Source organism: Fluviirhizobium alvei (genome assembly GCF_030551875.1).
GTDB classification, from domain to species: domain Bacteria; phylum Pseudomonadota; class Alphaproteobacteria; order Rhizobiales; family Rhizobiaceae; genus Rhizobium_E; species Rhizobium_E alvei.
In genome coordinates this window covers 1-16,321 of the sequence record NZ_JAUOZU010000012.1, presented here as the reverse complement: position 1 = coordinate 16,321, position 16,321 = coordinate 1, and the positions used below count along the sequence as shown (strand labels likewise).

At 59.6% G+C, this 16,321-nt stretch carries 7 protein-coding genes; 4 read left to right on the top strand and 3 right to left on the bottom strand.

Annotated elements, in window-relative coordinates:
* Window positions 1–145 precede the first annotated feature (145 nt).
* The 3 genes from Q4481_RS15960 to Q4481_RS15950 form a co-directional block, all read right to left on the bottom strand.
* A complete protein-coding gene (locus Q4481_RS15960; RefSeq protein ID WP_304377401.1) occupies window positions 146–8,440 on the bottom strand; it encodes a GH36-type glycosyl hydrolase domain-containing protein in 8,295 nt (2,764 codons plus the stop codon).
* Window positions 8,441–8,556: 116 nt separating this feature from the next.
* Window positions 8,557–9,582 carry a universal stress protein gene (locus Q4481_RS15955; RefSeq protein ID WP_304377400.1) on the bottom strand — a complete coding sequence of 342 codons (1,026 nt, stop codon included), beginning with the start codon at window positions 9,580–9,582 and terminating at the stop codon, window positions 8,557–8,559.
* 190 nt (window positions 9,583–9,772) lie between these two features.
* Window positions 9,773–9,970, bottom strand: a complete 198-nt coding sequence (locus Q4481_RS15950) for a hypothetical protein (RefSeq protein WP_304377399.1) — start codon at window positions 9,968–9,970, stop codon at window positions 9,773–9,775.
* A 292-nt stretch (window positions 9,971–10,262) separates the two neighbouring features.
* On the opposite strand from Q4481_RS15950, the gene Q4481_RS15945 reads away from it, so the two are divergent.
* From Q4481_RS15945 to Q4481_RS15930, 4 genes are all read left to right on the top strand, one after another.
* Window positions 10,263–14,567, top strand: coding sequence for a CheR family methyltransferase (locus tag Q4481_RS15945; protein ID WP_304377398.1), 4,305 nt, complete (start codon window positions 10,263–10,265; stop codon window positions 14,565–14,567).
* Between the two features lie 165 nt (window positions 14,568–14,732).
* Window positions 14,733–14,903, top strand: a complete 171-nt coding sequence (locus Q4481_RS15940) for a CsbD family protein (protein ID WP_304377397.1) — start codon at window positions 14,733–14,735, stop codon at window positions 14,901–14,903.
* An 88-nt stretch (window positions 14,904–14,991) separates the two neighbouring features.
* Complete coding sequence (locus Q4481_RS15935) at window positions 14,992–15,150, top strand: DUF3309 domain-containing protein (protein WP_304377396.1); 159 nt, start codon at window positions 14,992–14,994, stop codon at window positions 15,148–15,150.
* Between the two features lie 171 nt (window positions 15,151–15,321).
* Window positions 15,322–16,059, top strand: a complete 738-nt coding sequence (locus tag Q4481_RS15930) for an IS6 family transposase (protein WP_304377395.1) — start codon at window positions 15,322–15,324, stop codon at window positions 16,057–16,059.
* Window positions 16,060–16,321 lie beyond the last annotated feature (262 nt).

Here is a 16,321-nt window from a genome sequence, read left to right as displayed (position 1 = left end):
CTTCCTGAGCGCCACCATGGCGCTGAGCGGGCATCATACGCCGATGCCGGCCGGAGGGGGGCATCCACCCCATCAGTTCAGTTTGTGACTGGCCCCGTTTTGCAGAGGCACGCTAAATCAGCTCCGGCTGCCCACCCCACTTAACTCATCCCGGTTCGGTTGGCTCGGACATTATCCGGACAACGACGTTGCAGACTTTGCCTGCACCGGGAAAATCGATGCTGTTGCCTTCGATCATCGTCCCATCGACAAGAATTGCGTCCTGGCCGCCAGCAGGTTCGCTGCGTCTTTCGAGAAGGATCTCCAATGTTCCCGACGAACCGGCAATCGTGGCCTTGGCCTGTTGCCAATAGCTCGGCAGGCAGGGCGCCAGTGTGATGCCACCCTGTCGTGGGCGAATGCCGAAAATGCCGTGAATGGCCAATTGCCACATCCAGCCGGCAGCCCCGGTATACCAGGTCCACCCGGCCTGTCCGATCTTGTCCCCGGTGCTGAGAACATCCCCGGCGATCACATAGGGTTCGCCGCGATAGCGCGTGGCACCTGCGTGTTCCCGGGCGCTGCGGATCGGGTTGACCAGGTCGAAGATCGCATGAGCGTCGTCCCCCAGCCCCATGGCAGTATGGGCCAGGCCAAGCCAGGCGGCGGCGTGGGAATATTGCCCACCATTTTCGCGCACGCCCGGCGGATAGGACTGGATGTAACCGGGATTCTGACCGGACCTATCGAAGGGTGGGGCGAGAAGCCTGACAATCCGGTGTTGCCTGTCAACCAGATGAGCGCGCGCCGAAGCCAGTGCCTGTGCCAATCGGGCCGGCTCGGAACCTTTGGCGAGCGCGCCGAAGGATTGCGCGATACTGTCGATCTGGCACTCAGTGTTTTCATGAGAACCGAGAGGCTGATGATTGTCATCGAAGGCGCGGAGATACCAGGCGCCGTCCCAGGCCTCGCGATCAATCGTCAGGCGAAGCGTTTCAGCTTTCTCGGTCCATTCGTCCGCAAGGTCGGTCAGCCCCATCCGGCGGGCAAGATTGGAAAACTGATCGGCACAAATTGCCATGAACCAGCCGAGCCACACGCTTTCACCGCGTCCCTCGTCGCCGACCCGATCCATTCCATCATTCCAGTCGCCAGAACCCATCAGCGGCAGACCGTGGATGCCGACGCCCGATGCATGTTCCATCGCACGCCGACAATGTTCGAGCAGAGTGCCGCTTTCCTGTCCAGGCCCAAAGAGGGCATAGCGGTCGTCTTCATCGGCATGAAGCGGAGGCGCACTCAGGAAAGAGACGGTTTCCTCGAGAATGGCAAAATCACCCGTCGCTTCAACATATCGCCCGGTGGCATAGACGAGCCAGAGCAGATCATCCGAGCATCGTGTACGGATACCCCGGCCGGCCGGGGGATGCCACCAATGCAGGACATCGCCCTCTTCGAACTGCCGGGATGCGCAAGACAGGAGATGCGCCCTGACCCTCTGCGGCTCGATCATCAGCAAGGCCAGCATGTCCTGAAGCTGATCGCGAAATCCATAGGCTCCACCTGCCTGGTGGAACCCGGCTCGCGCCTGGACGCGAGAGGCCAGGACCTGCTGCAGCAGCCACCGATTGACCAGGATATCAAAGGCCGGGTCGGGCGTCTCGACGGTGACGACGGCAAGTCGGGCGCGCCAGAGCGCTTCGTTGGCAGCCAGCGCATCGCGAGCCCTGCCGACATGAGCCCAATGGCGGGCAAGCGCAAGCGCTTCGTCGACATTGTCTCCTTCGCCCAGCACGAAGACGAGATCCTGCGTGGCGCCCGGGCGGATATCGACATGGACCTGATAGACTGCGCAAGGGTCGGCAGAACGGGTGACATTGCCGTCAAGGCTCCAGGCTGCCAGTCCCGCAGGATGGGTTGGGTCAGCCACAGGACCGAGGAAGCTCGTGCGATCGGCAGTCAGGCTATGGGGTGGGCGGCTGCTGGTGAGAAACGCAACCTTGCTGGCGAATTCGGCGTTCCAACCATTGCGCGCAAGCAGGGCATTGTGGTCACGGGCATAATCGCAAACCACATGGGGTCGCGAAATGCTCGCCATCGCACCCAGCAACCATTCGGCATAGTAGGTTGCGGTAATGCGGCGGTCCATCTCGGTCAGGTTCCGCAAGCTGAGCAAGACGATCTTAACCGGCGCATCCGGCGGTACGAAAACCGAGAGGGTCTGTTCAAGTCCCTCGCTTGAACTGGTCCAGGTCGAAATACCGGCGCCATGACGCACAATGCAGGGCTTGCCGCCGCCCGCCGGCAAGGGCGTGGTGGTCCAGACATTGGCGGACTCTTCATCCCGCAAATAGAGAGCCTCACCCTGTGGATCGAGGAGCGGATCATTCGACCAGGGCGTCAGGCGATGTTCGCCGCTGTTGACAGACCAGGTGAAGCCCAGGCCGGCCTCGGTGACGATCGTTCCGAACATGTCGTTACCAAGCACGTTTGACCAGACGCTCGGGGTCGTTTCCCCGGCCGTCGTTGCAATCAGATAATCGTGGTTATCGGCGGCAAACCCGCCAATCCCGTTCGAAAACAGGCGTTCCGGAACATCTGCGGGTGGCGTTGCGGGCAGGAGGGGTGGAACGCTGACCGGCACAAAACGGGGTGCCCGGTCCCACACCGGCAAGGCAAGGTCAACCGCATCCCGCAATCCGGCGGCGGCGCCATTGACGATGACGCGGGCGAGTGATTCCAGCATGATCATGTCGCTGTCGCTGACTTGATCACGATTGAGAAAATGGAACCCGCCCGGAAGCCCCAGTCCGTCTGGCAATCCGGCTTCACTCATAGCCAGAAGCAGCTTGTCGCGAACCGGTTCCTGGTAGCTTGCCGCGCTGTCACTGAGCACAACGATGTCCGTGCGAAGACCCCGCACTTTCCACCAGTGGTGCACGCGCACCAGCTCGGCGAGCAGCGTCGCCTCGACGGCCTGGTTTGATCGGATCAGGATCATGGGCCAATCGCCGGACAATCCGAGCCGCCACAATGCCGATTGAGCAAAGAAGTCCTGCCTGTTCAGAATGGCGTTCGGTGATGGTGCTGCGTGAGCATGGGCCACGGTATGGCAGAGCGCCTGGGCATCGGCGAGCACATTGCTGGTCAGTCCGATCCGATGGGCAGAGAGTGCGGTTGCATGCATGGAATCGGCAAACACCCAATCGAGCGCCGCCGGGCTGGCAAAGCGACCTGCCGCCTCGAGTGCGAGGCTCGGCGTTTCGGCGGCAAGCGTTATGAAGACGAGGTCCGCCTTGGCGCCCGGTTCAAGCGTCACGCGGGCACGCAGGGCCATGATGGCGTCCAGCGTCCAACCGGACTTGCCGCCGAGTGGAGCACAGGAACCGATGGGGCGCACCGAATTGCCTTGCCGGCCCAGAAACGCCTGCCGGTCAGTCTCAAAACCATCCTGGATCACATTTTCACTCCAGGACATCAGACGATGCAGGAGCACCGGCGGATGGTCTTCCGGTCGCCGTGGCTTTCGAACAAACAGGAGACTGCCAGTGGCTTCGTCCCGCTCGGAATGAACGAACAGTTTGGAGAAGGCTGGGTGGCGCTCGTGTGAAAGCGGTGGAGCCAAAACAATCTCGGCATAGCTCGTGAGTTGCAGATGGCGAACCCGGTTGCTGTCGTTGGAAATGGTCAGCCGGCGGATCTCGACATTTTCCCCCGCCGCGACCGTGATTTCCATGCTGATTGTCACGCCATCGCTATGCTCGTGGATCTCTGCCTTGTGTCCATGGAAAACCAGTTCCCGGACATGTCCGTTGGCATTGGCGCCAAAGGTCCAGACGTCATCGTTATCGGCATCGTGGACATAGAGGCGCCCGTCACCCGTCCGGTCAAGTGCATCGCCGGCCCAACGCGTGAGTGACGTGTCTCCGAGCCGGAGCGACCCGCTTCCCCTCGACGTTATCCAGCTCGCGAGGTTGCCATTGCCGAGCATATGAAGCTGCTCGCCGAATGTTTCATCGGGACGCCAGCCGTGCAGGGGGGCGACCGGATAGTGCTCGAGCGAAAGCGTCTCGTTTTTCGTTTCAGGCAGGATCTCGGGCGTGAACTCCCACGGAACCCGTTCCTGCAGCAAGAGTTCGATCGCGCGCATGCGCGGCTCGCTGAGAAAACGCCTGACCATGACATTGTTCATCAAGGCATTGGCAATCGCCGTGATGATCATGCCCTGATGATGGGCCATATGGGCGTTGACGGCCACGAAACTTTGGTCTTTGGGGCAGCGATCCGGCGTATAGTCGATCGCCTCGAGAAAGCCGTAGACGTTGGAAAAGCCCAGCCTATCGATGCGGCGCAGATTGTCCGTTGCCTCTTTCGGTGCGACCGCAAGCGACAGCGCGCTTGCATAGGGCGACACGACATAGTTGGCGGACAGGTCGCGTTTCAGACCGAGTTCCGGAATGCCGAAGGCCTGATACTGGTAGTGATTGCTCACATCCCGGGCAGCAAAACCGGATTCCGAAACGCCCCATGGCTGGTTGAGTTTCGCGCCATACTGACGCTGGGCCACCACAGCGATCCGTTCGCTTTGCCCCAAAAGCCGGCCGGGTTCGCTTGGAAGGAGCAGAGCGGGCATGAGATATTCGAACATCGACCCGTTCCAGGACAGGATCGACAGGGACCCGGCGATTTCGGTTATCGGGCGGCCAAGATGAAACCAGTGTTCGACCGGCACATCGCGCTTTGCAATGCTGAAATAGCTTGTCAGACGTGCCTCGCTGGCAAGCAGGTCGTAATGATGGTGGTCAAGGCGGTCTGAGCCCAGATTGTAGCCGATGAAGAAGGTTCGTGTCCCCGGATCATAGAGAAAGCCGAACTCCATCCCGTAGGCGCGTGCATCGGCTCGCAGGGCCAGATTGTTCAATTGCCCGATCAAAAGGCCCACTTCGTTCCACGACGCGTTCAGGGCCTTACCCATCGCGTCCTGCCATTCGATCGCCTGATGATCGACGGGTCGAAGGTCTGCAAGCCGTTCGCGCGCCAACGCCAAGGCTCCCTTGATTGCCGAGAGAGCGGTTGAGCCATTGGGCAGACTTTGAACCAGGCCATCCATTTCGCCGATATCAACCGGCGCAGACTGCAGGAGGTTCTGCCAGGGGAAGAGCGCGAGAAGGTCGCGCTCCATCGAAGCCAGATGGTGGCCGGTGCGCTCGATCCAGATGTTGAGCGGGGTCGCGTTGAAACCGGGCGTCGCCGCAATGACCTCGCTAAGCAGCGATTGGACTTGCCGCCACGGACCTGCGCGAAGCGCATGAAGTTGCTCCGCCCATTCGCGCGGATTGGCCTCGAGCGTTGCGGTGGCGCTCAACATGCGCGTCAGCGCCGCTTCAACGGGCAAGACCCATTGCGGAGGCAAATTGCCGGCGGCTTCGCTCAGGAGCCCGACCACATCCGCAAGCCCGGCCCAGGCACGAACGCCGATCGCCGGCATGTCAACGGCATCGAGGCAACCTTGCTTCAGTGCCAGCAAACTGACTGCAAGGTTGCCGCTGTCGACCGCAGAAACATATCGCGGTTCGAGGGACTTTAGCGTTCGGGTGTCGATCCAGTTCAGCATGTGGCCCTTGCAGGTCTCGAGCTGGTCGAGCGTGTCACTGAGCGCGGTCATGCGGGCTGCCAGATCCCGCAAGCCGATGTGGCCGAAGTCATGCGCAGCCAGTGTCGAAACCATCAACATGCCGACATTGGTCGGCGATGTGCGATGTGCAATCTCGGCATGGGGCTGGCCCTGATAATTGTCGGGCGGCAACCAATGGTCTTCCGCACCGGCAAAGGTCTCGAAGAAGAACCAGGTTTTCCGGGCAACCTTGCGAAGGTAAAGCCGGTCGTCGGCATCAAGCTGTTCGGTGAAGTGCGGCCGCGGGCGCCCGATGAAGGCGGCAATGGCCGGTGAAAACAGCCACAAGGCAAGAAGCGGCAACGCGCCCAACAGACCGTATGGATCGATAATCGCCAACACCAGGCCGACCGTCACGGCCAGAATTGGTGCCGAAATCATTTCGCGCCACAGTGCCCGATCGGCTTTGCCGATGTCGGTCGCCACATGGGCAGCACTGGTCCATTGCAACAGATTGCGACGCGTGATGCCAAGTCGCCAGACCGTCGTGACGATCGACCGAACAGAGATCGCGGCATCATGCGCCATGAAGATCACCGCCAGCAACCAGCGCCCGGCATGGTCAAGAAAACTGCGCAGTGCGCTTCTGGTCGAGCCTCGGCGACGGCCCAGCGCCAGGCCCGTCACGAGTTCGGTGAACAGATAGGCTCCCGGGGCCGCAATCGTCATGAACGTCCAAAGGATGGTCGAGCCCGGCAGGGCGATCCAGCCGGTCACGGCAAATGCGACCAAGCCAGGCGCAATGAGGCTTCGCCTGAGATTGTCGAAGATCTTGAGACGGTCCAGGCCTGAGAGCGGGTTGGGGACCATACCAGCGGAACGGGACGGAACCCTGGGCATGAGCCAGGGCAGCAACTGCCAGTCGCCGCGCATCCAGCGCAGGGCCCTGAGTGAGAAGGCGAGGTAGTTGGGTGGGAAATCCTCATAGAAGACGACATCGCTCACGAGCGCTACGCCACCATGAAGTCCCTCGAACAGATCATGGCTGACCAGAGAGTTTTCCGGCACCACACCGGCGAGCGATTTTTGAAAGGCGGCGATGTCGATGATGCCCTTGCCGATGAAGACGCCTTCACCGAAGAGATCCTGATAGACGTCCGAAACGGCACGGCTGTAGATGTCGATCGAGGTATCACCGGTGAACAGACGGGTGAACCATGAGCGATCGCCGGCTGCAGGAGAGATCTCCACCCGAGGCTGAAGAAAGGTAAAGCCGTGTAGCGGCTTGCCCTGGCCGTTACGGAAACGCGCCGCATTCAGCGGATGCAGGAAGGTGCCGACGAGACGATTGACGGCCCCCGGAGGTCCGACCGTATCTGCGTCCATTGTAACGGCATAGCGGGCGGTCGAAAGGGTCTTGGCGGACCCTTCGCGCAATTTGAAGTCAGACGCCGGATGGCCCGATAGTTCCCCAATGAAGGCCTCCAGCTTGCCGCGTTTGCGCTCCCAGCCCATCCAGCGGCTCTCCGCCGGGTTGAACCGGCGCGCCCGATGGATCAACCCGAAGGGGACGGTCAGCGGGTAGCGCATATTCAGTTGGCGGATCCCATCGACAAGGGCCTGCTCGATCGCAATATCGTCCGGCATCGTCTCGCGATCGGCGTCGGCAAAGTCGCTCAGAACAATGATCCGGATCATGGGTTCCGGATTGGAAAGCCAGTGCATCTCCAGTTTTTCAACCAGAGGACCGACTTCCTTGGCGCGGCGAAGGATGACGGGCATCACCAGCACGACAGGACAATCATCCGGAAGACCGGCATCCACATCCATTTTCGGCAGCGTTCGGGTCGGAACAATATGCGTCACGATGAACTGCGTGATCATGACGGAAAGGATTGAGGCCGGTATCAGCGATACGATGAACCCGAGAAGCCACATTGGCCATGACGCATGCAAATTCGCGAGGATCAGGCCGGGTGCGAGGAGCGATAGAGCGAAGAACAATCCCATGCATGAACCATAGAATTGTCCGGGCGAGCCAAGAACAAGGCGCTGGACACGGGCTTGCCGTGACGGACGATAGCCGATCGCCTCTTCGATTTCAGCGCGCCCTTCTGCCACAAGCCAGCATCCGACATGGCCCCTCCGTGGGTCGGAGGCGTGAGCGCGGGCACGGTCAAGTACGGTCATGGCGACCATGTCTTCTTTCGCGCCAGCTCCGTCCGCCAGCTCCTCGATCACACGGCGGTAGCTGTCACGCGTCGAGAAATCCATCGCGCCATAGACGCCAGCGGGATCGTCCCTCAGGATCAACTCAACCGTACTGACGGACTCGAAAAAGACTTTCCAAGAGGTCGTGGAAATGGAGATCAGGGCAGAAATGCCGCGCGAGACCCGCTCCGTGGGCTCCATGTCGCTCATGGCCGGCATGATCGGGCTCGGGCCGAACGGGGCGGGCTTCTCCGGTGCAAGTTCGGCAAAGGAAAGGGCTACGATTTCAAGGCATGCCAACCGCAGCATCGCCGGAAATGCCCACAATTCCGCAATGGTGAGGCTTGAGCCATTCGGGCTTTTGCGGATGAAATCGATCGTCGCGGACAGCTCGACCTGCATGTGTGCGGCTTCGAGCATTTCATAGGCCAACCCGAGAACACGGGGGGCATTGCCCTGCTTTTCCCCTGTCAACGGCGGCAACCGGCGGTAAAAGCTCCTGGGCATGTCGTCCTGGACCTGCCGGATCGCGCGACGCAGATGGAATTCGTTGTCAAGCATCCATTCATTGGCCTTGGCCGCCGGATGGGGCAGGGTAATGTGAAGATCGCGCAATGTGCTGAGCCAGACAATCATGTCTGCCGCATGCGTCCAAACCGGAACCGGCGATGGCCCTGCGCGCCGTCTCGATTGCATGCCTGGCCGGATCCGGTTGTCATCCTCCGGCTTCTTAAAGGCCGTTTCGCCGCCGGTCAAAGGCCGGCACCAAGCGGTTGGCGCAAATCCGATGAATCCAGGGCACGTCCGGCATTCGAGACCATGTCGGATGCCCTGTCGCGCACCAGCAGCACCGGGATCTCGGTATGGGAAATGAGATATTCAGCGACACTGCCCAATGTGACGCCCGGATGGCTTCCAAAGCCGGTCGATGACAGCACAATCAGATCCGCGCTGTCTTTGCTCGCGACCTTGGCCACCGCATGTCTGGGATCATCGCTGGCAAGCAGGTGCGAGGCGTGGTGGCCATTTCCCTCCGGAAGCCAGGATTGGATCCGTTTGAGATAATGCGCCCCAACCCGCTCGCCGCGCTGGCTCATCCGGTCGGACGAAGCTTGAGTTTCAGGCTTGACTGTACGGGTTCCCGCTGGATCGACTTTGTCGGATGCGGCATGGACCAGCACAATGTTGGAATGATGGGCCGTGGCGACCGCGACCGCAACCGGCAGGGCGCTTTCTGCGCGCGCAGATCCATCCAGGAGCGTCATGATGCGCCTGTAGGAAACCGGATGGGCGGACGGATGGCTTGCGGGAACCAACAGCACCGACCCCTGTGCCATTTCGGCAACCCTGAGCGCAGTCGAGCCTGGAGTCGTTGGCGTGCCATTGCGGGTGCTGCCGGTGCTGAGCACAGTGAGGTCAACGCCGTTTTCGCGCACATAGTCGCAGATCCGATTGCCGGGCACGCCGTCATCGATAATGACCTGGTGAACCAGTTCGCCGAATGCGGCGGCGTTCGCCCGAACCTCTGCTTCTGCCAGCCGGTGTTGCATGGCCCAGTCGACGGGATCGGTCGGCGAGGCTCGAAGGCCAGTCGCCTCAATCACCCGGATGACTTCCAGTTCGCAACCGATCGCCTGTGCAATGGCGACAGCGTGGGACAGGGCGGCTAGCGACGCGTAGGAACAATCCACGCAGGCAAGGACTTTGCTGAAGATTTTTGGATCGCGAGCCTCATGCTCGCCGGAACGCTGTCTTGGGCCGATTTCGAAACTAGCCAAAATCCAAACTCCTTTATGAGGTTAGCAAAGCGAGAAGCGTTACATATGTGTCAGCTTTTTGATTTGAGACCTGGGAACGAAGGCTGCTCAGGCCTTCGCAGGGTGGCGTCCCATGCTCTTGAGAGACAAGGCTTGCGCTCTCTGCCGGGCAGTCGAAGGTCGGCCTTTCGGCCGGCCTGAACTGGTTTCATCAGCGATAGTAGCAACGCTGAACCTTGTTGCGTCCGATATAGCAATGGCGGCGGTTATAGTGCCGGCGAGGGACGACGACGACCGCAGTGACGGCTGGCCTGACGATCAGTGTGGAACGACGGGGACCGTCCGTTGCGGCGACCACGCAGGATGTCAGGGATAGTGCCGTCAGCGTTAGAATGATGATCATTTTCATGGAACAACCTGGTCTTTCCGGCACGCGTGAAACCATCGTGTTGTATCGGTGCCGAAGAGGATTAGAGCGTTCCGGGACGGCGACGAACAGACTCGGCTTATACTCACAGCCGCGGGGGCACGGCCCGGCCAAGCGGTCGAATGCGATCCGCGGGCTCTGGCTCTGTCGCGATTGACAGTCCTGCCAAACAGGCACAGTCTGGATACCCGCAGGCTGCGGACAAGCATCTGCAGGCCACGCCCATCTATGGCGAGCCTCTACCAGGCACGCCGGGCCAACCGGAGGCATATGCATGGTTGAGCCTGTCAAGATGGACAAGAGGTCGTTGAGCCGCCCCCGTGCCTCGAAGAAGGTGCCTCCCGCCGGTATTATCGCGATCGGTGCGTCAGCGGGTGGGCTTGAAGCGTGCAAGAAGCTTTTGGCAGGCGGACCGCCGCTCTCGGATTTTGCCTTCGTTCTGGTGCAGCATCTCGATCCCCATCAGGAGAACCTGCTTGTCGATCTCGTGAGCCATCAAACCCGCCTGACCGTGGTTGAGGCCAAGGACGGTGCTCCATTGGAAGCGGGTTTCCTGCATGTCATCCCGCCCGGTCGTTTTCTCACCGTCCGTTCAGGCCGCATAGCGATTACCCGCCCGGATGATGCCAAGGCGGTGCGTATGCCCATCGATGTGTTGCTGGCATCTCTGGCAGCCGATTGCGGACCGTCCGTGACAGCTATCATCCTTTCCGGCACTGGAACCGATGGCACCGAAGGATGCGCCGCCCTGCAGAAGGCAGGAGGCAAGGTCTTGGTGCAGGACCCGCAGGACGCGGCATTCCCCGGCATGCCGCAAAGCGTTATTGCGAGCGGCAATTTTGACCAGATCGATACCGCTGATCATCTTCTGAGGAGGATATTTGACCAGTCGTCCGGCCGCAGTTCCGGAGATCTGAAAACCCTTGGCGCGATTATCAACCATCTGCGCCGGCAGACCGTGCATGACTTTTCGGATTACAAACGGGGCACCATCGAACGTCGTGTCGCACAGCGAATGGCCAGCCACGACCTGGATGCCGGCGATATGGAAGCGTATCTCAACATTCTGAAAAAGGATGCGATCGAGACCACGCGCCTGGCCAACGATATCCTGATCCATGTGACGGGATTCTTCCGCGATCCCCCCGTATTCGATGCGATGTCCAGATCGGTCATTCCCGAAATCATCGACCGGTGCGCGACCGATCACACGATCCGTGTCTGGGTCGCCGGATGTTCAACCGGAGAAGAAGCCTATTCGATCGCCATCCTGTTCCTCGAATGTTTTTCAGCGCGAAATGGTGTGCGCCGGCTACAGATTTTTGCCTCGGATGTTGATTCAGAGTCCGTTGCGCAGGCAAGAGCCGGGTTCTATCCTGCCAGCATTGAGGCGGATGTTTCCGCCGAGCGCCTGCATCGATACTTCGTCAGGGAGGGAGCCGGCTACCGTGTCACAGCCGAGTTGCGCGATTGCGTGATCTTCTCGGTCCAGGACCTATTGAATGATCCGCCTTTCTCGCACCTTGATCTCATCTCCTGCCGAAATGTCCTGATCTATCTTACGGCCGACGCGCAGTCGAAACTGCTGTCGATCTTCCATTTTGCGCTCGCGGATGACGGGTTGCTCTTGCTGGGCAACGTTGAAACCGCCAACGGCGCAAACCGGCAGTTTGATATCGCCATGAAAGAACTGCACCTCTGGCGCCGAACCAAGACCCGGCGAAATGCGGTCGCGGGATTTGAACTGAGACAGCCGCAGAATGTGAAATCAGCCAGAGCCGCAAGGCAGTTGACGCCCCTGGCAAGCCTTTGCCAACGGCTGATAACCGACCATTTCGCACCGGCTGCCGTGCTGATCGATGAATCCGGTCAGATCCTCTATTCCATCGGACCGATCGACCGCTACCTGCGCGTTCCGACCGGATATCCGAGCCACGATCTTCTGGCCATGCTGGAAATCCATCTGCGCGCCGACATCGCGACATTGATCGAGACGGTCGTAAAATCCGGGCAAAAGGAACTCCTTGCCTGCGCCCAACCGCGGCGGGACGATGTGTCGGTCGTCTTTGATGTTCTCGTTCTGCCCGTCACGCAGAACAGTGAACCGATGGGTCTTGTCTGTTTTGTCGACCGGAAGCCAGTGTCCAGCGCGACTTCCGACACGGCGCCTCCTTCCAGCCTTGTCAGGATCAATGCGTTGGAGCGCGAGCTCGTGGCAACGCGTGCCGAGTTGCAATCGACCATCAACAATCTGGAACAGGCGAGCGAAGAACAGCGCATCATCAATGAGGAAGCCCTGTCCTTCAACGAGGAATATCAGTCGACCAACGAGGAGCTGGTTTCCTCCAAGGAGGAACTTCAGTCTCTCAACGAGGAACTGACTGCGCTCAACACGCAGCTGCAGGAAACGCTGGAACGCCAGCGCACCACCTCCGACGATCTGCAGAATGTTCTCTATAGCACTGATGTCGCGACGATCTTTCTCGATATCAACCTCAAGATCCGTTTCTTTACGCCGGCAACAAGAACGATCTTCAACATCATCATCTCTGACATCGGCAGGCCTCTCAGCGATCTGAAATCGACTGCCCCGGATGAAAGCCTCATAGACGACGCCCATGGCGTTCTCGAGGACGGACAACCCCGGGAGACCGAAATAAGGACCCGGCAGGGAACCTGGTTCATCCGCCGGATATCCCCCTACCTTGCCATGGAGAAGGATCTTGAAGGGGTGGTGATCACATTTTCCGACATCACCGAACGCAAGCATATTTCCGAGGCTCTTGAGGCGGCAAAGAAGCAGGCTCAATCCGCCAATGCGGCCAAGTCCCGGTTTCTCGCCGCCGCCAGCCATGATCTTCGCCAGCCGCTCCAGACCCTGACATTGCTGCAAGGGTTGCTCGCGCAAACAGTCAAGGATGAAAAGGGAGCAAGCCTGGTCTCCCGCTATGGCGATACGCTCAACGCCATGTCCGGCATGCTCAATACGCTTCTCGACATCAACCAGATCGAGGCCGGTACGATCAAGGCAAGCTACACGACCTTCGAAATCGGCCCTCTGCTGGAGACGCTGCGTTCCGAATTCGACCTTCAGGCGCGGGCGCTCGGTTTGCGTCTGGTCATGGTTCCCTCCAAGCTTGTGGTCACCAGTGATCGTGCCCTTCTGGGGCAAATGTTGCGCAATCTCCTGTCCAATGCACTGAAATATACGAAAGCCGGAAAGGTTCTTTTCGGGTGCCGCCGCAGAGGCCAGGCGGTGTCGATAGAGGTCTGGGACACCGGCATCGGTATTCCCGAAAGCGAATTTCTTGCCATCTTCGACGAGTTTCATCAGTTGGACAATGGTGCGCGTGAACGCAGCCGCGGCCTCGGCCTGGGGCTTTCGATTGTCAAGAGACTGTCCGAAATGCTCGGGCACAAGATCGAACTGCGCTCCCTTGCAGCCAAGGGCTCGGCGTTCGGTATTCTGGTGAATGTGAATCACGATTGCGGCGCAGCACCGCCGGAGGTCAAGGCCGGGTTGCGCCCCAGGCCGGTGCCGGCCAACACGGGGAAGCGCCCCATCCTGCTGATCGAGGATGATCCTCAGGTTCGCGAACTGCTTGTCGAAATTCTGACATATGACGGCCAGGATGTTGTCATCGCCGACGACGGGCATGCCGCCATCCGCATGGTGAAAGCGGACGCGGTGCACCCCGCCATGATTATCGCGGACTACAATCTGCCGCTTGGTCTGACGGGTCTCGCAGCCTCGCTCGAGATCCGCGCCATCCTTCACAACGAAATCCCTGTCATGATCCTGACCGGTGATATCTCGACGGCAACGATCAAGGAGATCTCGGCGGTTGATTGCCTGCTGTTCAACAAGCCGGTCCATACGGTGGATCTTCTGGGAGCCATCCGCACCTCTTTGGCCAAAACCGGCGCACATGACGCGGCCAGGGAGCGCGCTACCTCAGCACATGATAATACCGAAAGGTCCCCGAAGGTTTATGTGATCGATGATGACGAGGCTGTGCGCGAGGCGATCCGTACCGTGCTGGCAGAAGCAGGCTATACAGTGCTGACCTTTGACAGCTGCGAGGCCTTTCTGGCCGATTATGCAATGGGCGACACGGGCTGTATTCTGGTCGACGCCTATCTGCCGGGATTATCCGGACTCGATCTGATCCTTGCCCTCAAGAAGCGCGGCGACCCCATTCCATCGATCATGATCACGGCCTACAGCGATGTCAGTCTGGCCGTGCGCGCAATGAGGGCAGGAGCGGCCAATTTCATCGAAAAACCAGTCGGGCGGGCCGAATTGCTCTCCGCTGTTGCAGACGCCCAAGCCCAGGCGGCGGATCAGAACATGGTCGTTTACAAGCACGAGGATGCCGTTCGGCGCATGGCCGGACTGACCGAGCGCCAGCGTCAGATCATGACCCTCGTTCTGGCGGGTCATCCCAACAAGAACATCGCTGCCGATCTCGGGATCAGCCAGCGAACGGTCGAAAATCATCGCGCTTCGATCATGAAAAGAACAGGCTCGAAATCGCTGCCTGCGCTGGCGCGGCTTGCCGTAGCTGCCGGAAGCTGAACCGGCCCATTACATCCTTTGCGTATTTTCCGACTCTGGCGGCCGTCGTTCCAAACCTGCACGGTCAGATCCGGTTCTCCATTCGACGGAAGCACCTATGGGCCTATCCATCGGCCAATCCATAGAGAACTGACCCGATTTGGGCGAACAGAGAAAGGAACCATCATGAACAAGGATCACATCAAGGGCGCCATCAAGCAGGTTGAAGGCAAATCGAAGGCTGTCGCTGGCAACCTGATCGGGAGCCCCAAGCTGGTCATTGAAGGCAAGACCGAGGCGGCCGTTGGCAAGGTCCAGTCCGCCGTTGGCACCCTCAAGGACAAAGTCAAGAAGTAACCACAGGCCTCTGGCCGGGATGTCATCGTCCCGGCTTGAGCAGCTTCCAAAAAGCTCGATCCGAAGCAATCTGACAAAGGATTCCCCCATGTCTCTCGGTACCATCCTCCTCATCATTCTCGTTCTGGCGGTGATCGGCGCTCTGCCCAGCTGGTCCCACAGCGCATCCTGGGGTTACGGCCCGAGCGGTGGCCTCGGTCTGGTTTTGATCATTATTCTGGTCCTCATGCTCATGGGGCGCATCTAGAAGCGTCGGCTTTGGTATGAGACCAGCCGGACGTTCGACATGGTTCTCGGCGGTGCGCTGACCAAGACAAAGCAGCGGGTCGTGTGTGGACGACCCCGGTTTGGCAAGAAGATTTTTTGACGGCTGTCTGCGGACGAGAAATTCCTGCTCCAAATTTTGTGGAGCGCACAATTGATTCTGAATTCCATTGCCGAGAAGTTGAAGCGCCAGTCGAAGGATGACTTCAAAGGACGGCATTTTGAAGCTTGGCTGATTGTGCAGGCGGTGACCTGGTATCTGCGCTATCTGTTGAGCTACCGCGATCTGGAAGAAATGTTCCGCGTGCGCGGCTTCGAGGTCGACTACAGCACCATCAATCGCTGGGTCCTCGCCTATGCACCAGTCATCGAGAAGAGGCTGCGCCCGTTCCGCCCACCGCATTGGGGTTCAGTCCGAGTTGACGAGACTTATGTCAAGATCCGCGGCAAGTGGCGATACCTGTACTGTGCCGTCGACAAGCACGGAAACCCGATCGACTTCCTGCTGACCGCAAAACGCGACCTCGATGCCGCGAAGTGTTCCTTTCGAAAGATGCTCAGGGACGAGCCGCTGCTATCGCCGGGGAAGATTGGCGCCGATGGACCCAACACGTTTCCGTCAACGATCAAGACGGTCGCCGATGATGGGCCTTTGCATCTTGTTACCAAGCATCTGCAGCAAGGCATCGAGAGCGACCATTTCCGGGTGAAGAAAAACATGCCGAAGATCAGCGGCTTTAAATCCTTCAGGACGGCATGTCGAACAATCGCGGGTTTCGAAGCAATGCTGTGGCTGAAGAAGGGCTTCGGCCTCACCGGCGATTGGACCGTTAATGATCAGAACGATCTGCTCGCGCACCTCTTCGGACTGCAAAAGGTTAACAAAGCATGAAGGATGGCGTGAGAGGGGCCATTTTGACTCGGCAGAAAGTGTGCAACACGCCCCTTCCGAAGGCAAGAGTCCGGCAGAAACTTCCATGCGCCATCGGCGTCGGTTTTCCGTGACGTTCAACAACAGCTCTCTCGAGTCTCCTGCCGTCGCCACCGGGATTCCACCGAGCGCCGATGATCGCGACCGATTGCGTTATCCTCCGGACATCTTCGAATATCCGCGCCGCCCTATTCCGCTTCGATCGGATTGCGCAGGACGCCCA

Excerpts from the sequence above, each read along its gene's own strand:
- Q4481_RS15960 (WP_304377401.1), bottom strand. The coding sequence starts at position 8,440 with ATGATTGTCTGGCTCAGCACATTGCGCGATCTTCACATTACCCTGCCC.
- Q4481_RS15950 (WP_304377399.1), bottom strand. The coding sequence starts at position 9,970 with ATGAAAATGATCATCATTCTAACGCTGACGGCACTATCCCTGACATCC.
- Q4481_RS15945 (WP_304377398.1), top strand. The coding sequence starts at position 10,263 with ATGGTTGAGCCTGTCAAGATGGACAAGAGGTCGTTGAGCCGCCCCCGT.
- Q4481_RS15940 (WP_304377397.1), top strand. The coding sequence starts at position 14,733 with ATGAACAAGGATCACATCAAGGGCGCCATCAAGCAGGTTGAAGGCAAA.
- Q4481_RS15935 (WP_304377396.1), top strand. The coding sequence starts at position 14,992 with ATGTCTCTCGGTACCATCCTCCTCATCATTCTCGTTCTGGCGGTGATC.